16 protein-coding genes are annotated in these 19,168 nt (G+C 52.6%); 5 read left to right on the top strand and 11 right to left on the bottom strand.

What is annotated here, in order from left to right; genetic code table 11:
• Positions 1–66: 66 nt before the first annotated feature.
• From PXG97_RS20210 to PXG97_RS20160, 11 genes are all read right to left on the bottom strand, one after another.
• On the bottom strand, positions 67–1,380 hold the full coding sequence (locus tag PXG97_RS20210) for a flippase (protein ID WP_276499659.1): 1,314 nt from the start codon (positions 1,378–1,380) through the stop codon (positions 67–69).
• A 476-nt stretch (positions 1,381–1,856) separates the two neighbouring features.
• Complete coding sequence (locus PXG97_RS20205; RefSeq protein WP_276499658.1) at positions 1,857–3,407, bottom strand: bifunctional GNAT family N-acetyltransferase/carbon-nitrogen hydrolase family protein; 1,551 nt, start codon at positions 3,405–3,407, stop codon at positions 1,857–1,859.
• Between the two features lie 165 nt (positions 3,408–3,572).
• Complete coding sequence (locus PXG97_RS20200; RefSeq protein ID WP_276499657.1) at positions 3,573–4,229, bottom strand: CoA transferase subunit B; 657 nt, start codon at positions 4,227–4,229, stop codon at positions 3,573–3,575.
• 11 nt (positions 4,230–4,240) lie between these two features.
• Positions 4,241–4,939 (bottom strand): CoA transferase subunit A, encoded by a 699-nt coding sequence (locus tag PXG97_RS20195; RefSeq protein WP_276499656.1) that lies wholly within the window; start codon positions 4,937–4,939, stop codon positions 4,241–4,243.
• A 108-nt stretch (positions 4,940–5,047) separates the two neighbouring features.
• Complete coding sequence (locus tag PXG97_RS20190; RefSeq protein ID WP_276499655.1) at positions 5,048–6,925, bottom strand: DUF389 domain-containing protein; 1,878 nt, start codon at positions 6,923–6,925, stop codon at positions 5,048–5,050.
• A gap of 218 nt (positions 6,926–7,143) precedes the next feature.
• A complete protein-coding gene (locus tag PXG97_RS20185) occupies positions 7,144–8,073 on the bottom strand; it encodes a bifunctional riboflavin kinase/FAD synthetase (protein WP_276499654.1) in 930 nt (309 codons plus the stop codon).
• Positions 8,057–8,755, bottom strand: coding sequence for a tRNA pseudouridine(55) synthase TruB (gene truB / locus PXG97_RS20180; RefSeq protein ID WP_276499653.1), 699 nt, complete (start codon positions 8,753–8,755; stop codon positions 8,057–8,059). The genes PXG97_RS20185 and truB overlap by 17 nt, the downstream gene beginning before the upstream one ends.
• A 2-nt stretch (positions 8,756–8,757) precedes the next feature.
• Positions 8,758–9,591 carry an undecaprenyl-diphosphate phosphatase gene (locus PXG97_RS20175; protein ID WP_276499652.1) on the bottom strand — a complete coding sequence of 278 codons (834 nt, stop codon included), beginning with the start codon at positions 9,589–9,591 and terminating at the stop codon, positions 8,758–8,760.
• The gene (locus PXG97_RS20170; RefSeq protein ID WP_276499651.1) at positions 9,592–9,810 is read right to left on the bottom strand and encodes a DUF3098 domain-containing protein; all 219 of its coding nucleotides are present in this window, start codon (positions 9,808–9,810) and stop codon (positions 9,592–9,594) included.
• A 4-nt stretch (positions 9,811–9,814) separates the two neighbouring features.
• On the bottom strand, positions 9,815–10,711 hold the full coding sequence (locus PXG97_RS20165) for a cell division protein FtsX (protein ID WP_276499650.1): 897 nt from the start codon (positions 10,709–10,711) through the stop codon (positions 9,815–9,817).
• Positions 10,712–10,882: 171 nt separating this feature from the next.
• Positions 10,883–15,433 (bottom strand): translocation/assembly module TamB domain-containing protein, encoded by a 4,551-nt coding sequence (locus PXG97_RS20160; RefSeq protein WP_476745741.1) that lies wholly within the window; start codon positions 15,431–15,433, stop codon positions 10,883–10,885.
• A gap of 2 nt (positions 15,434–15,435) precedes the next feature.
• Between PXG97_RS20160 and tsaD the strand changes: the two genes are divergently transcribed.
• From tsaD to PXG97_RS20135, 5 genes are all read left to right on the top strand, one after another.
• The gene (tsaD, locus tag PXG97_RS20155) at positions 15,436–16,443 is read left to right on the top strand and encodes a tRNA (adenosine(37)-N6)-threonylcarbamoyltransferase complex transferase subunit TsaD (protein WP_276499648.1); all 1,008 of its coding nucleotides are present in this window, start codon (positions 15,436–15,438) and stop codon (positions 16,441–16,443) included.
• A 148-nt stretch (positions 16,444–16,591) separates the two neighbouring features.
• Positions 16,592–16,978 carry a thioesterase family protein gene (locus tag PXG97_RS20150; protein WP_276499647.1) on the top strand — a complete coding sequence of 129 codons (387 nt, stop codon included), beginning with the start codon at positions 16,592–16,594 and terminating at the stop codon, positions 16,976–16,978.
• The gene (gene smpB, locus PXG97_RS20145; RefSeq protein ID WP_276499646.1) at positions 16,979–17,446 is read left to right on the top strand and encodes an SsrA-binding protein SmpB; all 468 of its coding nucleotides are present in this window, start codon (positions 16,979–16,981) and stop codon (positions 17,444–17,446) included.
• Between the two features lie 173 nt (positions 17,447–17,619).
• The gene (locus PXG97_RS20140; protein WP_276499645.1) at positions 17,620–18,396 is read left to right on the top strand and encodes a C40 family peptidase; all 777 of its coding nucleotides are present in this window, start codon (positions 17,620–17,622) and stop codon (positions 18,394–18,396) included.
• A gap of 83 nt (positions 18,397–18,479) precedes the next feature.
• Positions 18,480–18,983 (top strand): HNH endonuclease, encoded by a 504-nt coding sequence (locus PXG97_RS20135; protein ID WP_276499644.1) that lies wholly within the window; start codon positions 18,480–18,482, stop codon positions 18,981–18,983.
• Positions 18,984–19,168: the final 185 nt, after the last annotated feature.

Below are 19,168 nucleotides of genomic sequence, written 5' to 3'. Positions count from 1 at the left end.
AAGAATTCTTCCAAGTTCCCGGTAAATTTCTTCTCAGGATGTATCCATGTGTATGGCAAATCTTTGTTAAGAGTCCTTTAACTGGTTCCCAAGCAAACCGAAGCCCAGGATTGACCTGAGCTGCAGTATAAACATCGCCCTGGTGTTTGAGAAAAATGCGTTAAGGAAAATAGCGGCTACGAACTGAGAGACCAAAGTAGCCACAGCGCTCCCGATAATTCCATAGCTTGGGATGAGTATAAGATTAAGCGCTATGTTAAGTATAGCCCCTGCCGTTGATCGGTACATAAGGTATCGCTGAAGCTTCTCCATAATAAACCACTTGCTGCTCACAAGACCCGAAGCGACGAAAATCCCTGCCCATACCTGAATGGAAAGCACTGCTCCAGCTCCTGCATAGGCTGAGCCGAACAGGATTGCCACCAAAAAGTCTGAGGTAAAAGTTACCGTGACGGCAACCAAAACAGACAAGACCATCATCAGGTTGAGCAGGCGCTGCAACCGAAGCCTGTATAATTGCTCCCCTTGGCTTTTGGCGCTGATGATAGCAGGAAACAGCGATTGGCTGATGATGATGGGAACGAAATACCATGCCTCCGCCAGCCTTACTGCAGCAGAATAAACTCCTACGGCGTTAGCCCCAAGCAGCTCTTTTATCATTACCTGGTCAATCTTCATGTAAACCATCACGACTAATCCAGAAACGATCATGGGCCAAGACTCCGCAAACAGGCTCTTGGCTCTAGCCCGCCTGAAGCATCTATAGAATGGGCTTTGCGGATGCTTTAGCTTGTAAGCGTAAGCAAGGGCGGCAGCCAAGGTTATCTGGTCGAGAAATGTTATAAGGACAAAATATATCAGATCAGCTTCCGCTGTAATGAGGATTATTTTTGCGGCAGAAGAAATGAAGAGCTGTGTGAGGCGGCAAGCAGACACATACTTTGACTCCACAATGGATTGGAAGTAGTAATCTATCACCTGGAAGGACTGAAAGAGCAAGCCGGCTGCGATGATCATTATGTACAGGTTTGTTCGGGCATCATTCGAGGTGAAGGGTAAGACAGAACCCATCAGAGCGATAACGACAATACCTCCCACAACCTGCATCCAAAAAGCAGTACCCAACACCCTCTGCTGATCCGTTCCGTTGATGAGCTCGCGCACGACGATGCCTTGCAAACCCAGATGAGCAATAGCTGCGAACAGTGCCACGAAGGCTACGGCATAGCTGTATACCCCATACTGCTCCGGCCCCAGGTACCTGGCCACCCACACGCCCACAAGAAGAGAAGAAATGATCCTGAACAGCTGCTCTGCAAACAACCAACCGGTGTTGAAGGCATACTTCTTAAAGCTTTTCCCTTCATGTTGGTCTTTCATATTTCTGAAGATGCCTTACTTGATGTAGGTTGGTACGAATGAATCCATGAACCAGGCACAGGACCCGCACGGAGTACAAAGTTAGAGCAATATGGCAGCAATTTGTAAGATAAATAACAGAATAAGCAGATGAAGGCTCTCGCTAGCAATTTAACTTTCAGGCGGTTCAGCTTGCGGGAAATTCCCACTGTACGTTGCCTCCAGTCGGCATAAGGAACACCCTTTAGACATATAGTCTACACTGAAGGGAAAGTATAAACTTTATATTTTAAAGGCAGTTCATTTTCTAATGGTTTTACAAGAAACCACCATCTGCTTTGTCTTTCCAGTAGGATACCAAAAACAAACCTGGAGTAGGTTTATGATTCTTGCTGGCACCTGTAATTTTACAGGAACAGAACAACGGCGGAGGGTGTAGGGGAAAGTAAAGTACAAAGGCCGTTGCTGCAGTAGTATAGCAACGGCCTTTATATTTCCTACTCGTCCTTGCGCATCACCCAATTCAGGCTGTAGAGGTCCTTGCGGCGGTCCTTCAGGTTGCGGACGCTGCCGGCAGTGTTTAGGTCCTTGAGCAGGTCCAGGTCCAGGTCGGCAATCAGCGTCATCTCTGTGTTCGGGGTGGCCTCGGCGATCACCGCGTCGTGCGGGAAGGCGAAGTCAGAAGGGGAGAAGACAGCCGATTGCGAGTACTGGATGTCCATGTTCTCCACCTTCGGCAGGTTGCCCACGCTACCCGTAATGGCCACATAGCATTCGTTCTCGATGGCACGGGCCTGGGAGCAAAGGCGCACGCGCAGGTAAGCGTTCTTGGTATCGGTCCAGAAAGGAACGAAGAGGATCTTCATGTCCATGTCCGATAGCATGCGGGCCAGCTCCGGGAACTCCACGTCATAGCAGATCAGGATACCTACTTTTCCGATGTCCGTATCAAATATCTTAAGTTTGTGGCCCCCGCGCATGCCCCAGTAATGGGACTCGTCCGGAGTTACGTGCAGCTTGTACTGCGCATCGTACGTGCCATCGCGTCGGCAGAGGTAGCTGACGTTATAGAGCTTGTTGTCGTAATACTCCGGCATACTTCCGGCGATGATGTTGATGTTGTACGACAGGGCCAGGTGAATCATCCGCTCGCGGATCTCCTCAGTGTACTCGGCCATACTTCGGATTGCCTCCGAAGGGGTGTCTTCGTTGGAAAGGGCCATGAGCGGGGCATTGAAGAACTCCGGGAACATCACGATGTCCGATTTGTAGGAGCTTACCGTATCCACGAAGAACTCTACCTGCTGCATAAAGTCGTCAAGGTCTTTCACAGCGCGCATCTGCCACTGCACAATACCGATGCGAACCACCGTTTTCTTACCACCGATCAGCTTTTCCTTTTCCTCAAAGTAAACGTTAATCCACTCGAGCAAGGTAGCATAGGCCCTGGAGTCTTTGTCGTCAGGCAAGTACCCTTTTAGAATACGGCGCACGTGGAAGCCATTGCTCAACTGGAAGGAAAGCACAGGGTCCGAGAGCTCCTTGTTGCGCACCATCTCGATGTACTTGGCCGGGGTCAGCTTGTTTGCGTAGTCTTTATAGCCCGGTATGCGGCCCCCGGCAATGATGCCACGCAGGTTCAGCTTCTCGCAAATCTCTTTGCGGGCGTCGTACAGGCGGCGACCCAGGCGCAGGTTGCGGTACTCCGGGTGCACAAAAACGTCTATACCATAAAGGGTGTCACCCTCAGGGTCATGTGTTTTAAAAGATCCTTTGTCAATGATCTGATCATAGGTGTGCTTGTCACCGTACTCGTCATAGTCAATGATGAGGCTTAACGCGGCTGCCACCACCTTTCCGTTGTCTTCAATACAAATCTGGCCCTCCGGAAACTTCTTGAGCAGGTTTGAGAACTCTTTTCGGGTCCAGGCACCGTCTATGCTAGAGTATACCAACTCCATGATCTCCTTCACCTCCTTGTAGTCCTTCAGCTCCAGCTGGCGCAGCAGCAATCTATGTTCAAAACTGGTTTCTTCTCGTTCGCTCATTATGGGTTTGTGAAATTTATACTTGTAGCTATATACGTATGCTTCCTATCGTTTTGATATATTATACCTGCAGCACAGGATAGTGCAAACAGGTTGGTGCAAAAATAAGCAAAGAAGCGCAGTTTACGGCTGCGCTTCTTTGCTCAAGGTATAACAGAGGCACTTCTAGAACTGAATCTCAGGGATGTCACCTTCCACAATCAAGTTGCCTTCTGTTGCCGCCTTGATTTCTTCTACAGACACACCTGGTGCCCGCTCCAGCAGTTTGAAGCCACCTTCCACTACTTCCAGCACCGCGAGGTCTGTTACGATCTTCTTCACGCATTGCAGCCCCGTAATAGGCAAGGTGCATTTTTTCAGTAGTTTAGAGGAGCCATCACGGGCGGTGTGCTGCATCGCCACGATAATATTCTTGGCAGAGGCCACCAAGTCCATGGCACCGCCCATACCCTTTACCATTTTGCCCGGTATCTTCCAGTTGGCAATATCGCCGCTCTCAGACACCTCCATGGCACCAAGTATGGTAAGGTCCACATGCTCCCCTCGGATCATGCCAAAGCTGTCCGCAGAACTGAAAATTGAGGAGCCCGGCAAGGTCGTAATGGTCTGCTTACCGGCGTTGATCAGGTCGGCATCCACTTTGTCTTCGGTAGGGAAGGGGCCCATGCCCAGCAGTCCGTTCTCCGACTGCAGTACCACCTCAACGCCTTCCGGGATGTAGTTTGCTACCAGGGTGGGGATACCGATGCCCAGGTTCACGTACATACCGTTCTTCACTTCTTTTGCGATTCGCTTCGCTATCTGGTTTTTATCTAAAGCCATGTTGTTCTGATTTAAGCAGTTCTCACCGTACGCTGTTCGATGCGTTTCTCGTACTTCTCGCCCTGGAAAATGCGCTGCACAAAAATTCCTGGCGTGTGGATCATGTTCGGGTCAAGCTCACCTGCGGGCACCAGTTCTTCCACCTCCGCTACAGTTATCTTACCTGCGGTAGCCATCATAGGGTTAAAGTTGCGGGCAGTGCCTTTGTAGATCAGGTTGCCGGCGGTATCACCTTTCCAAGCCTTCACAAAAGAGAAATCGGCTTTCAGCCACTCTTCCATCAGGTACATTTTACCGTTAAACTCGCGGCTTTCTTTGCCCTCGCCAACCTCGGTGCCGTAACCGGCCGGTGTGAAGAAAGCCGGGATTCCTGCGCCCCCGGCACGGATACGCTCTGCCAGCGTACCCTGAGGGATCAGCTCCACCTCCAGTTCGCCGCTCAACAGTTGGCGCTCAAACTCCGCGTTCTCACCTACATAGCTCGAAATCATCTTTCTTACCTGGCGCTTCTGTAGGAGCAGGCCTATACCGAAGTCATCCACACCGGCATTGTTCGAGATACAGGTCAGGTTTTTCACCCCCAGGCGCAGCAGCTCCTGGATCGCGTTTTCCGGAATGCCGCAAAGGCCAAAGCCCCCCAGCATCAGGGTCATGCCATCCTGAACGCCCTGTAGTGCCTCCTGTGCGTTCTTAACAGTTTTATTGATCATAGTTTTGGAACAGTTTTTTCAGCATTAATTTATATATAAAAAAGGCAATACCTAAATATATCTTTCGATTTTTACCAGATTAAGTTTCCATGTAGGAGGCACAAACAATTACCTTTTGATGCTTACCGTTGCCTCCAACTCTACATCCCGCCCTACCTCTGACGAAATAGCCTCTTTTACCCGGTCCAGGTCTGCGCTGCTGATGGGGTGCTCCGACATGAGTCTGACCCTGAGTAGCATAGGGTCCCCGCCCCTGATGACAGCTACCTCCCGAACAGTAATGTCCTCTACCTTATAGTTGTTCAGGGAGCGCATGATGTTGTTATCCCGCACCATTTTAAAGAAGCCGAACCCTAGTGGGAAGCTTATCAGAACCACCAAAGCCAGCGAAACAAGCAACCCTCGTTTGGCCAGGTGGAAAGGGCTAAAACCCAGGAACATGAAGGTACAGGCTGCTGCCAGGATAATGCCTGTAAGGTTGGTGGTGAAGAGCAGGAGGGCTCCGGAAAACACATCCCATTCTCCCCAGCCTATGCCAATGCCGGAAACCGATAGAGGAGGCACGAGGGCCACGGCAATGGCAACGCCTGCCAGTGTTTTGGCTACCTCCTGACGGGCATGGGCATAGGCACCGGCAACCCCTGAGAAGATGGCGATACCCAGATCCAGCAGATTTGGCCTTATGCGGGAGCCTATTTCGTCGTTCATGGCTTGCAGAGGCATAACCAGGGTCAGCAGCACGGCTGCCAGGTAGCTTAGCAGCAGCCCCAGCCCAATTGTTTTGGCACTGCCGTAGATCAGCTTCCTTTCCTGCCGGAGCACCCCCATCGACATGGAGATGATGGGAGCCATGAGCGGGGCCAGGATCATCGCGCCGATAATCACGGGAGAGGAGTTAGAGAACAGCCCCAGGGTTGCCAGCAGTGTGGACAGCACCATCAGGGTAAGGTAAGGGCTGGTGGCCCTCGCATTTTCCCGGAGGGTGACAAAAAGGTCCCTGAACTCAACGGTGGAGGCATGGTAAAGCCACGGCAAAGGCCTGCCTACAATTTCATGCAGGTAGGCCTCTTCTTTGGGGAGTTTTTCTACCCTGTATACATCGCTGGGGCCCCCTGCCTTTGCGCTCTCCAGCAGGTGGCGACCAGGTATAACGTTGAAGGCATCCTCCATTACGCGCAGTTCCAGCGTTTTGGCGCTAAGCAGGTAATTGTCCTGAGCATAATCCAGCGGCTCCGGGCTATCAATAGTCATAGCCCGGGCTTTGATGTGGCCGATGAAGGAAGGAAGCCTGCTGCCTTTGTTCCCGTCGAAGATGGAGCCAAGGTAGAACCTAATGAGCTGGGGCATGCTTTTGGGCGCTAGGATGAGGCCGTGCATTCTTGCATCGTTGATGTAGGAGTCTTTCAGCAGTTGCCTGGAGAGCAGGTTGCTTTTGCCATGGAGCACGGCTATGATCCCTAACGCCGCGGTCGTTAGCTGAGGGTGGCTGTCTGCGGATATTGTGAAAGCCTGTGGCACATACACCTGTGGGCTTTTAAACAGGCGGCCAATTCGCTCTAGTGCAGAAACAAAAGCGTTCTGCGCCACACTTCCCGATATCAGGCTCAGGCTATTACCTACCACTACTTTGTTAAACACGGGCCTGCTGTTGCACAGTAGCAGGTCTGTTCTTATACTTTTCTCTGCCTGCTCAATATCTTCTATAGCTTGTGCCAGGTTAGCCGCTATTCCGTAGCCCTGCCTTGCCTCCTTCATCATGGGGTGGGGGAGCAGGCTCACCGTGCAGTTCTTATTGGCTGCCAGCATCACGATCTCCGAGAGCATCTCATCGCTCAGGTAAGTCATAAACTTGCAATTGGGTACTATTGTGCGTTTGCTCAGGGCATATGCGACCGGTGTGATGGTAAAGGAGCGAAAAGCAGGTATGATCTTCTCACGCACCGTCTGCTCTTCCAACGGATCATAAATAAGCGTCAGCTCTGTCATGGGGGCTTGCGGGTGTTTCTGTGTACCTTGCCGTTACTGATGCCCCTGGAGGGCCGGCTCTTCCTGTAGGCGGTCTTCCTGGCATCCGGATTTCATTCGGCAGACCATCCTATACGTCCGGTATGGGTGGGGTAGCTACCTGTATGGCCGCTTTATTTTAGGAGGACACAAAAAAAGCGGCCATCAAAGGGCCGCTTAAAAAGATGCTTTCGGGTGTTTTAGACTTTCAGCAACTGCTCTGTTGCCAGCTTATCCTGCGCCAACTGTTGCTTTAAGGCTTCCAAGCCATCAAACTTGCGCTCTTTGCGGAGCTGTTCTATAAACTGCACGGTTATGGTTTTACCATACAAGTCGCCGGTATACTCCAGCAAGTGCGCTTCCAGCCTTAATTGTTTCCCATCCACCGTGGGCCTCAGGCCAATGTTCATCATCGCCGGGTGGCGCTCGTTCTCCACAAGAGCCCAGGCGGCATAAACGCCATTGCCAGGTATGAGTTTGTGCGCAGGGGGTAGAGCCAGATTTGCTGTCGGGAAGCCAATGGTGCGGCCTATCTTGTCGCCTTCCTCCACCACGGAGGTGATGCTGTACGGCCGGCCAAGGTAACTATTGGCTGTCTCGATGTCGCCGCTTTCCAGCGCCTTTCGAATCTTTGTGGAGCTCACGCCCACATCGTCCACATCTTGGCGCGGTATTTCCTCCACCTCAAAACCATACTGTGCCGAACGGGCCTTCAGGTGCTCAAAGCTGCCCTCGCGGTTCTTGCCGAAGCGATGGTCGTAGCCGATCACCAGCACTTTGGTGTTAATGGCCCGCACCAGTATATCGGTGATGAAGCTGCGGGAAGAGGTGCGGGAGAACTCTTTCGTAAAAGGGATGATGAGCAGGTAATCTACGCCGAAGCTGCGGAGCTGCTCTACGCGCTCCTCTATCGTAGAAAGCAGCTTTAGCTCATTATCCTCCGGAAACAGCACCAGGCGGGGGTGGGGCCAATAGGTGATGACCACACTCTGGCCGTTGCTCTGCCGGGCCCGCTCCATCACGCGGCGCAGTATCTTTTGATGGCCGATATGCACGCCGTCAAATGTGCCGCTGGTTACCACGGCATGGCTCAGTTGCGGAAAATCAGCTATATCATGAATTACTTTCATTCGCTTCCTCCAGCTGCTTTTTCCTTATCTCGACGATGTCTTCTATCGTTAAAGCATCCTCAAGTTTATACTCGCCGATGCGTGTGCGCTCCAGCTTGCTCAGATGAGCCCCCACGCCCAGCTTTTGCCCCAGGTCGTGAGCCAGGCTGCGGATGTAGGTGCCCTTGCTGCACACCACCCTGAATGTTACTTCGGGGCCATCTATTCCTGTAATGTCAAACGCGTTTATCGTAACCGTGCGAGACTTCAGTTCCACTTCCTTGCCTTTGCGGGCCAGGTCGTAGGCACGCTTGCCATCCACCTGCACGGCAGAATAGATGGGCGGCACCTGCTCTATCGTTCCCACAAAGCACTGGGCGGCTGCTTTTATAGCCTCTGCTGTCAGGTGGCTGATGTCGTTTGTCTCCGTAACCTCAGTCTCCCGGTCGTAGGAAGGGGTTATCTCGCCCATGCGGATGATGCCGGTGTACTCTTTCTCCTGCCCCTGGATTTCATCGATGCGCTTGGTGTACTTGCCGGTGCAAAGTATAAGCAGGCCTGTGGCCAGGGGGTCCAGCGTGCCGGCGTGCCCTACTTTTTTTACGCGGATGGTGTTGCGTACTTTCTTCACCACGTCAAAAGAGGTCCAGTCGAGTGGCTTGTTTAAGAGGAGTATTTCGCCAGCGGCAAAATCGTATTGCATAGTTATACTTTTAAGTCTACGCCCATGGCAAGCAGTGCCAGCAGCACCACGCCCAGGGCAATGCGGTAATAGCCGAACATCTTAAAGCCATACTTGGTCAGAAAGCTGATGAAGAAGCTTATCGCTGCCATGGCCACAAAAAAGGCCACCACGTTGCCAATCAGCAGCAGTTGCAGGTCGTCCGGGTGAATTACCTCAAAGCTGTTCTGAATTTTTACGAAATCAAACCTGATAAGGTCTGACAGCTCCAGTTGGAGCAGGTCCGTGATTAACTTATAGGTGGCGGCGGCCAGCATGGTGGGTACTGCCAGGAAGAACGAGAACTCTGCGGCGGCCTTACGGCTGACGCCCTGCGACATACCGCCCACGATAGAGGCAGCAGAGCGCGAAACGCCCGGAATCATGGCAAGGCACTGGAAGAACCCAATCGTCAGCGCGTTCTTATAGTTTACCTCCTCCTTCTGGGCATGGCGAAACCACTTGTCCACATAAAGCAGCACCACGCCGCCCAGCACCAGCATGATCGCCGTCAGCATCACGCTCTCCAGCATGGCGTCTATGATGTCGTTCAGGGCAAAACCAATAACGGCTGCCGGAATAAAAGCCACCAGCAACTTTTTGTAAAAGTCGAAGCTCTGCAGAAAGCGGCGCCAGTACAGCACCACCACCGACAGGATGGCCCCAAACTGTATGTTAACCTCAAAAATTTTGGTGATCGGAAGCTCGTTTATGCCCATCAGGCTGGAGGCGATGATCATATGCCCGGTAGAGGAAACCGGCAGGAATTCAGTTAATCCTTCAACTATGGCTAAAATTATAGCCTGCCAAACACTCATTTATTTTTTTGTTTTGTCCTTTGCCAGGATGGCGAAAAATCCTATTGCGAAGCCAGCCAGCACTACCAGCGGGCCGAGTGTGATGCCGAGGAAGCCCAGGCCGTACTGTTCCTTATCCAGTGTCATGATAAAGAAGCCAATGGCCAGCACGGCAATGCATACCAGCATAAGCACATAATTCTTCTTGCCGAAGGCAAGGTTATTTCTGTTTTCCTCCATAGTATTAATATAGTTCATCTAGAGACATGCCCAGGTACTTGCGCACTGCGCGGTAAGAGCTCATAAAACCAATGATCAAACCAAGTATGACTAGGGCTCCCATCAATATGTAGGTTTGCTCGTCGTTGCGCAGCAGTTGGAGCTCCGCAATCTCATTATAAGCATAGTGCATCAGGCCAAACAACAGGGCAGAAGCCAGCATGCCGCTCACAATGCCCTGCCAGGCAGCGCGGTTCAGGAATGGGCGCTGGATAAAGAACGACGTGGCCCCCACCAACTGCATGCTGCGGATTAAAAAACGCTGCGAGTAGAGGGCCAGCTTGATGGTATTGTTGATGAGGATGATGACTACCAGCACCAGTATGGCGGCAAAACCGATAAGGATAATGCTGATTTTCTGGATGTTCTGGTTGATGGATTCGATTAGGCTCTCCACGTACTGCACTTCATACACACCTTCCACCTCCTCCAGGTCCAGCTTTATACTTTTGAGCATGGCAGAGCTGGAGTGGTCGGCATCGATGCGGAGCACGTAAGCGTCGCGCAACGGGTTATCGCCCAGGAAAGCCATGAAGTCCTCGCCGGTCTCATCTAAAAAGGCTTTGGCTCCATCTTCCTTGGATACATAGCGCACCTGCGCTGTGTCGTTCTGGAAGGCAATGTACTCTTTGGCTGCGAAGGTTTTCTGTAGCCTCACCCGCTGCACCTCTGTCAGGTTGCGGTCCAGGTATACTTGCATTTCTATGCTTTCCTTTACCTTCTCCGACAGCTTTTCGGCATGGATCAGCAGCAACCCGAACACCCCGATGACAAAAAGTGCCAGCGTGATGCTGAACACTACCATCAGGTGGGGGTAATTGCCTAACTTTTTCTTTTTAATGTGTTTTACTTTCGTCGCCATAGCTTTAGCCTTCCTCACAAAATTAGGAATATATTTTACAAAAGCGCAGGAGCACCGGGCAAAGCCAGTAAAAATAGGCCTATCTGTACTTGGTAAGCCAGGCAGGGCCGCTTGACACCCCTCCGCAGATGTAGCTATAATAGTATGCGGGTATAATGCTCAAGCCCGCATCTAAAGCTCTAGCCGCGGGTCCGAGTCCAGTATGATGCGGTCGCGCTCCATCTCAAGGCGTTGCTGGCGGCGGGCGCGCTTCTCGCTGCGGAACAGGTCGCGCAGGTTATCAAAGCGCTTGGTGTGCAGCAAACTTATACTTTGGCTTTGGGTAATGCGGCCCGTAAAGAAGTTAGGGGTAGTGTTATACTCCAGGCGCGCGCGCAGCTCACCGGTCTGCGAGAGGTAATAGTCCAGTGTCCAGTCGCCTACATAGCCGGTGCCCCGTGCGTCATCGCGCGAGCTGCCGAAGCCTGTCTCGCTCGTAATGCGCAGGCGCCCCTGCAGGAACGTATAGCTCAGGCGCACCTGCAGCGCTGCCAGGGCATCCGGGCCTCCCACGCTTCCCAGGCCAATGTCCACCTCCAGGTTCGAGTCGATGCTGTTGAAGAAGTTGTTCAGCTGCCCGGAAAGAAGGCTGCCCAAGCTGCCTCCCACGGCGCCGGCGCCCACGCTGCTGTCGAAGGCAAGGGTGCCCTGCGGTGAAAGGCGCTGCAGCACCAGCAAACTGAACACCTGTCGGTTCAGCTCGCTTTCATCGCTTTTAATAGAGTTGATGATCGGGTACAGGTAGGGCGAAGACTGCACCTCCTGCGGCAACTGGTCAAAGCTAAGGCCAAGCTGTATCTGGGGGGTGAGCAGCGGTCCGCGCAGGTCGATCACGGCTGTAACCGGGTAGCGCCCAGCGCTGTTAAAATCGCTGACGAGGTTGTTGAAGGAGGCCATTTGGGTATAGTTGGCACGGATGTCCATCACGCCAGCCGTAGGGTCGCCGTTCCAGGTGATGGTGCCTCCCGGTACTACCCGGAATTCCCGGGTAAGCAGGCCCTCCAGCAAGTTCAGGTTGTAAGCGCCCCGGGTAATCTCAAAAGTGCCATACATGTTAAAGTCGCCGCGGGTGTCAATGGTCATTTGAATATCGCCGTTGCCTGAGCCACGGATCACGTCACCGGTGGTGCGGTCAATAATAATCTCAAAATAGGCATCGTCGGTTACATCCAGGTTAAAGTCCAGGTTGATACCGGACAGGTCTACGATGTGGTTCTCGGCTTCCACCTCTACACCTGTGGCCGCCTCCGGGTTGTTGTTCACGAAGCGGATAAAGTCTTTCCGGGACACGTCGGTCTGGTAGTCGAGGGGCAGCACGATACGGGTGTTTTCTTCGCTACGCGCGTCTACCCGCACCTGCAGGTTCTCGGTCGGCCCCAGCACGCTGGCCGTGCCCGTGGCGAAAGCTGTCCCGTAGAAGAGTTCGTTTTGCTGTTCCGTCGTATTCAGCACCATAAAGTTACGGTAGCGGGCCTCCATGTCTATCACCATGTTCCGGAAACCGTCATGTGCGATACCGCCCGACACTGTTGCTTTGTTGCCAAATAAATCCTGTAGCTGCGCGTTTCGGAAGCTGATGCTGTTCGGGCCGAGGTAAATACGGTCGGAGAAGCGGTAGGTGGTGTTGAGGTAGTCGAACGTAAACTGGCCGCCCGTTACCATAACTGACCCTTTCAGGACAGGGTAATCGAGATTGCCCAGGATGCGGATGCGCCCCTCCATCTCCCCACCTAAGTCGGAGAAGAGCCCGCGGAGCACCGGCTCTACCAGTTTCAGGTTGGCCTGGTCCAAGACGGCCAGCAGGTCCAGTTGGTCTTCCTCTACCTGCGGGTTGTAAAAGCCGGTCAGGGAGAGCACCTTCTTGGCGTCCCGCTGGATGCCCAAATCCACTGTTGCCCGCTGTTTGGCCTTGGTCCAGTCGGTGCTGCCCACCACGTTGCCGATAAACACATTGTCCAGGTAAAAGGAATCTACCTGCATGGCGGCATTTACCTTGGCCTCGTTGTAGAGGTCCTGTGCCGTAAGCTGGGCGGTCACCTCGCCTGCGATCTTCATCGAGAGGAGCGGGTTCAGGTTGTTGAGTTTAAAGTTCTCCACAATCAGTTCCAGGCGGCTATCCGGGTTGCGCGACACCTCTCCGTCAGCGCGTATAACCTGGTTCTGGTTCGTGAGGGCGAAATTTTCGAACACCAGCCGCTTGCCGGCCTCGCTAATGTATACCGTGTTTCCGGGCACAAAAGCCCATTCATTCTGCTGCAGCGTAATGTCAGACTGGTCAAAAACGATCTGGATCTGATTCTGAAGGAAGTTCAGGTCGCCCGTAATAAGGGCGCGGTTGTTCTGCTGCGGCTGGCGCAAACTGGAGGCAAACTGTATGGTGCGCTCGCTCCAGATCCCCTCCAGGAAAAAGTCCTGCGCAGAACCGGCGCCCGGAATCTCCTGCTGGCGGGAGGTGAAGAGAAGCGCAGCCAGCACATCCGGGTTATCCAGCATCTTAGAGGTGTTTAGTTCGATGTTGTTACCATACAAGGTATAGTTATCATAGTTGATGGTGTCAATCGTGGCGTAGAGGTCAAGTATGGCGGTGGCATCGTGGCGAAAGGAGCCCTCCACCTGAGAACTGTCGGAAATCGTGAGTTCCGGCATGAACATCTCCAGAATCGGGTTGGCCCTTTTCAGGTTCATGCGGTAGTTGACGGCATACTCATTGCCGGTGCTCCTGGGTTTGCGGCTATAGTAGGCTGCCGTGGCTGCATCGTTGCTCTCAAAGTTAAGTTTGTACTCCTGCACCAGCGTTTTGAGGTCGTCGATGAGCGTGGTATAGTTGAAGTTGCCGTTCACGTGCAGGTCCAGCAGGTTAGAAAACAGGTCTAGCGTACGCTGCCCGGCAGCAATCTCAGAGGCGATCAGCATGGAGTCGAGGGAGAGGCTGTTGCCGTTGTAGCTGACATAGGCACTGTCAAACCGGGCGGTGCCCTCAAAATCATCGAGATGGAGGCCGCTGAAGTTGAGGTTAGCCTGGGCGCTTAGCAAAAATGGCTCATCTGTCAGGTGCAGGGCCTGGAAGTTAATGCGCTCCAGGTCAGCGAGCATGTTAAAGGCTTTCCGCTGCTCTGCCAGGTTTACCTCACCACTGGCTGTAAATACCAGGTTCGGGTCGTTAATGGCGACATCACCTGTAAACACCTGCTGCTTTAAGACTCCGTCGGCCCGAATGTTCTGGTAATTGTACCCCAGGAGCTGCACCTGGCGGATGTTTACGTCTGCCTTCACATCAGCCGTTTGCAAGGTGAACCCAGAGCCCTGTAAGCGACCGCTCATGGAGATGGAGCTGATCTGCTTTTCTGCGTCTAACAAGCGGCCCAGGTTAAACCCATTAGTGGTCACGAAGCCGCTGTAGGAGGAGGTGCGGGTGTCGTCGTCGATTTTCAGGTTGATGTCCGAGCGCAGGTTGCCCAGCGCCGTGCCGAACTCGCCATTGGCCACAAAGTCGTTGTAGAAGCCCAGGAAGCGCCCGTCCAGACGCACGGTGCCCAGCCGGGATGCAATTTGGTAAGCCTCCTGCGGCAGGAACTGCTTCAGGTCCTCGGCGCTGATGGTGGATGGCTTCAGCCTTAGGTTGGCAAATGTTTCCTTAAAGTTTGGCAAACCGTCCGCATTTATACTGCCCACAATGTGGGTGTTGCGCCCATACTCCAGGTCCACGTCAGTGGCCGCGAAGTCCCGGACAAACCCCCTTAGCTTCAATGAGTTTACCTGCAGGTTCTCATCGTACTCTTTAAGTTGTGGCGCAAACACGGCAATGTCCTGCGAGTATACTTTGCTATTCTCCAGGTTGGCTGTCATCCGCACACTGTCTACAAAATGGGCAAAGTTGCCGAAGGTGCTATAGTCGAATCGGACGCGGTTTTGCAGGTTGCTGTTGTTGAGCTGCAGGTCCAGTGCCTCCCAATCCCAGAAGGTGGGGGCGTAGGTCATACGCGTGTCCAGGTTGTGCAGGCGGGTGTCGGAGTTTGTCTCCAGTGCCATCAGGTCAGTTACCTGCACCTTCAGCGTGTCCTCCAGCTGTATCTCATCAAAGCGGCCGCTCAGGTTGGTAAAGGCTAGGTGGCGGTAATCCATCCCATAGTCGGTGCGGGGAAAGTTAAAGTCATCGTAGGTGAAGCTGCCGTTCTTGATGATGAGTTCGTCCAGCTCGAAATTGAAGGGCTTGGAGACCTTGGTGGTGTCCTTTACAAACAAGCCCTGTAGGGCACTGATAAAAGAGCTAAGGTTGAGGGAGTCTGCCCCCTCATACTTAACCAGGTTGGCCCGCGGCTCCTGCAGTTCCAGGGTGCTTATGCTCAGGTTATTCGGGTTAAGGATGGAGAAGGCGTTGATGTCTGCCTCGGCGCGGCCTATATAGAAGAGTTCCTGCTGGCGGTTGTCCTTTACCTGTAGCTGTTCCAGCACCACGTTACTGAAAAACTCTATGTCTACGCGGCCCACGCTTACCTCGTGCTTGGTGGCCTCAGATAAGTATGCCGCCACCTTTTGCGCCACTTTGGTTTGCACACTTGGGAAGCGTATAGCCACAAAAACAGCCGCAAAAAGCAGGAAAAGGAACAGGAACAGCCCCAAAACTATTTTTAGAATAGCTTTTCCTATAACTTTGAAGTAATTTATTGACTGTTCTTTTTCCAAAGATGACTGAACCTACAATACTAGCGATAGAATCTTCCTGCGACGAGACCTCCGCCGCGGTTATCCGTGGGGGCAAGGTATTGTCTAACATCGTTAACACACAGGCCGTGCACGAGCAATTTGGCGGTGTGGTACCGGAGCTGGCTTCCAGAGCCCATCAGCAGAACATTATACCGGTGGTTTCTCAGGCCTTGCTTACGGCAAATGTAGCAAAAAGTGAGCTAAATGCAGTTGCCTTCACACGCGGCCCCGGCCTTTTAGGCGCCCTGCTTGTTGGCTGCTCTTTTGCCAAGTCGTTTGCCTTGGGCCTGGGTGTGCCTTTAATTGAGGTAAACCACATGCAGGCGCACATTCTGGCCCATTTTATCGATGACCCTAAGCCTCAGTTCCCGTTCCTGTGCCTGACTGTGAGCGGCGGCCATACCCAGATCGTGCTCGTAAAAGATCACCTGGACATGGAGATTATCGGCCAAACCACCGACGATGCCGTGGGCGAGGCCTTCGACAAGACTGCTAAAATGCTGGGCCTGCCGTACCCGGGCGGGCCGATGCTCGACAAAATGGCCGCACAGGGCAACCCAAAGGCTTTCGAGTTCCCGGTAGGCAACATGCCGGAGTATAATTACTCGTTCAGCGGCATCAAAACGTCAGTTTTATACTTCCTCAGAGATAAAACGAAGGAGAACCCTGATTTTGTGCAGGAGCACCTGGTGGATATTTGCGCCAGTGTGCAGCACACGCTGATCAAAACGCTGCTGAAGAAGCTGAAGCAGGCTGCTAAGGATCTGGGTATCCGTGAAATTGCGATAGCAGGCGGTGTGTCGGCCAACTCAGGGCTGCGCAAGACGCTGCAGGAGTATGCGCAGAAGCACAACTGGAATGTGTATATCCCGGCTTTTCAGTACTGCACCGACAATGCAGGCATGATTGCTATGGCGGCTCACTTCCAGTACCTTGAAAGCGATTTTGCCACGCAATACGTAAGCCCCGAGCCGAGGCTCAAATTTTAGTTATTTGTTGTTGGTTATCCGTTAATTGATTATTGGCAATAACAAAATTATGGTGATGAAATGGTACGGTACTCAAGCTGATCATCCTGATAGTACTTCATTCCTGTAAATCCTGAATCTAACAACGATTAGAGAACAACGAATAACGATGATACAACCCGGTGACACCCGTACGTATGTTAAGCGCGTAACGGCGGCTGACTTTGCCCGTTTTGAGGATGGTTTGGTGCATGCCGTTTGCTCTACCTTCTCGCTGGCGCAGGCGGCAGAGTGGGCAGGGCGCTTGTTTGTGCTGGAAATGAAAGCGGAGGATGAAGAGGGGATAGGTACCTGCTTAACGATCAACCATAAAGCACCTGCCTTTGAGGGGGAGGATGTGGTGATTGTGGCGACGCTGATGAAACAGGAAGGGATAGACGTAATCTGCAGCTTCACGGCGAAAGTGGGGGAGCGTGTGGTGGCTGACGGAGAAACCGGTCAGAAAATTTTGAAAAAAGAAAAACTGGCGAAAATTTTGGCGCCGAAGCAAGTATAAATGGCGAAAGACAAAGACAGAATACAGAAGCACGTTAACATCGTAAACCGCAAAGCCTCCTTCGAGTACCAGTTCCTCGACAAGTATACGGCTGGCGTGATGCTGATGGGAACAGAGATAAAATCGATACGGGAGGGAAAGGTGAACATGCAGGACGGCTATTGCGTGTTTACCCGCAATGAGCTGTGGCTGCACAATGTGCACATCTCCACCTACACCGAGGGCACCCATTACAACCACGAGCCCATGCGCGCCCGAAAGCTCTTGCTCAACAAGAGCGAATTGCGCAAACTGGAGCGTGGCGCTGAGGAGCAGGGGGTAACGATCATCCCGATCCGCATGTTCATAAACGACCGTGGCTTTGCTAAAGTAGAAATTGCGCTGGCGCGTGGTAAAAAGCTGTATGACAAGCGGGAAGACATAAAGGCAAAAGATGTGAAGCGCGAGATGGAGCGCAGCGGATACTAGGGATTTTGAATGAGTGATTGAGTGAATGTGTGATTAAATTTATACTTTTCTAAAGCCCTATAAAGGCAAAAAGGTACTGGTTTATACTTATTTTATACTTTGAAAACATTTAACCAATCCCTCATTTAATATTCACTCAATCACTCTTTCACTCAATCACAATTTAAACAAAAGTGGAATACGGAATAGGAATGCTGAGTGTGGTGCCCATGCGCGCCGAAACTTCTGACAAGGCTGAGATCGTGACGCAGCTGACGTTTGGCGAGTGCTACGAGGTGGTGGCGCGCGACGGTAACTGGCTGCAGCTGCAACTGGCCGCCGACGGCTACCGTGGTTGGATAGACTCAAAGCAGCACACCCCGGTATCAACGGACTACTACAAAGAATGGTGCAGCTCCCAGCACCCTCGCGCTCTGGACCTGCTGCAGGTAATAAGCAACGCGGAGGTGCGAATTCCGGTGGGCATCGGCTGTTACCTGCCTTTCTTCGACGGGATGAGCATCCGGGTGGGAGAGGAGCGGTACCAGTACACCGGCAGGGCTTCTAACCCAGCTACCCACGCTACACCGGCGCAGCTGCTGAAGGTGGCCAACAGCTTCCTGAAGGCGCCATACTTGTGGGGCGGCAAATCCATCTTCGGTATCGACTGTTCCGGCTTCACGCAACTCGTGTTCGGTATCTGCGGCTACCAACTGCCGCGCGATGCTTACCAGCAGGTGAGCCATGGGGAGGAGGTGCACTTCGTGACGCAGGCCCAGCCAGGTGACCTGGCATACTTTTCTAACCCGGAAGGCCGCATCACGCATGTCGGCCTTGTGCTGGAGGGGCAGCAGATCATGCATGCCCATGGCGAAGTCCGAATCGATACGCTGGACCACAACGGGATTTACAACGCAGAGCGCAAGCGCTACTCCCATAACCTGCGCATTATCAAGCGAATTCACCTCTAAAATCTTGCTGATTTCTTTGGATCTGGCGCTACAGCTTTTCGGTGAATTCCGTAAAAGAGTAGGCGAAAGACCAGAAATTGGCCATGAAAGACAAAGTACTCATCCTGAACCAGGACTTCAGCGCAATTGCTGTATGTTCTATCCAGAGGGCTTTTCGTTTGGTGTACCTCGATAAGGCGGAGATGGTCTCCAAGTCTGCCTCCGAGGTGCTTCATACTGTCAGCACCACGTATCCTGTGCCCTCCATTATCCGGCTGCAACGCTATGTGCGGGTGCCGTACTATGGCATTGCCCTGAGCCGCCACAATGTGATGCGCCGCGACAACTACAGCTGCCAGTATTGCGGTTCGGTCAAACATTTAACGCTGGACCATCTGTTGCCGCGCTGCCGGGGTGGAGAAACCAAGTGGCAGAACCTGGTAACCGCTTGCTCGCGCTGCAACTCCCGCAAAGGCGACCGTACCCCCGAGGAAGCCGGGCTTAAACTTCTTCGGAAACCTACGCGCCCCACCCTCCAAACATTCCTGCAGCTGCACCTGAACCACAGCAATTCGGACTGGAAAACTTACCTCGGAGTAGAAAATTAACTGCACTTTATGGTTGCTAATAAATTTAGTTGCTTAGCGTTATTGTATTGAGCATCAATAGGTATAGAACCTGTTTAGAGTTTCTCACATCTTTTAATTTTCCGAACAAAAAGCACTGTAAAAGCCAGCACGTGGAGGGCCATCCAGTTGCTGGCTTTTGTCTCAAACCTGATCAGCAGCGCCTT

It is taken from the genome of Pontibacter litorisediminis (assembly GCF_029360645.1).
In the GTDB taxonomy this organism is placed as follows: domain Bacteria; phylum Bacteroidota; class Bacteroidia; order Cytophagales; family Hymenobacteraceae; genus Pontibacter; species Pontibacter litorisediminis.
This window is presented reverse-complemented; position numbering and strand designations above follow the sequence as displayed.

Bases quoted from the DNA above. Each gene is read 5' to 3' on its own strand.
- PXG97_RS20210 (WP_276499659.1), bottom strand. From the start codon at position 1,380: ATGAAAGACCAACATGAAGGGAAAAGCTTTAAGAAGTATGCCTTCAAC.
- PXG97_RS20205 (WP_276499658.1), bottom strand. From the start codon at position 3,407: ATGAGCGAACGAGAAGAAACCAGTTTTGAACATAGATTGCTGCTGCGC.
- PXG97_RS20200 (WP_276499657.1), bottom strand. From the start codon at position 4,229: ATGGCTTTAGATAAAAACCAGATAGCGAAGCGAATCGCAAAAGAAGTG.
- PXG97_RS20195 (WP_276499656.1), bottom strand. From the start codon at position 4,939: ATGATCAATAAAACTGTTAAGAACGCACAGGAGGCACTACAGGGCGTT.
- PXG97_RS20190 (WP_276499655.1), bottom strand. From the start codon at position 6,925: ATGACAGAGCTGACGCTTATTTATGATCCGTTGGAAGAGCAGACGGTG.
- PXG97_RS20185 (WP_276499654.1), bottom strand. From the start codon at position 8,073: ATGAAAGTAATTCATGATATAGCTGATTTTCCGCAACTGAGCCATGCC.
- truB (WP_276499653.1), bottom strand. From the start codon at position 8,755: ATGCAATACGATTTTGCCGCTGGCGAAATACTCCTCTTAAACAAGCCA.
- PXG97_RS20175 (WP_276499652.1), bottom strand. From the start codon at position 9,591: ATGAGTGTTTGGCAGGCTATAATTTTAGCCATAGTTGAAGGATTAACT.
- PXG97_RS20170 (WP_276499651.1), bottom strand. From the start codon at position 9,810: ATGGAGGAAAACAGAAATAACCTTGCCTTCGGCAAGAAGAATTATGTG.
- PXG97_RS20165 (WP_276499650.1), bottom strand. From the start codon at position 10,711: ATGGCGACGAAAGTAAAACACATTAAAAAGAAAAAGTTAGGCAATTAC.
- tsaD (WP_276499648.1), top strand. From the start codon at position 15,436: ATGACTGAACCTACAATACTAGCGATAGAATCTTCCTGCGACGAGACC.
- PXG97_RS20150 (WP_276499647.1), top strand. From the start codon at position 16,592: ATGATACAACCCGGTGACACCCGTACGTATGTTAAGCGCGTAACGGCG.
- smpB (WP_276499646.1), top strand. From the start codon at position 16,979: ATGGCGAAAGACAAAGACAGAATACAGAAGCACGTTAACATCGTAAAC.
- PXG97_RS20135 (WP_276499644.1), top strand. From the start codon at position 18,480: ATGAAAGACAAAGTACTCATCCTGAACCAGGACTTCAGCGCAATTGCT.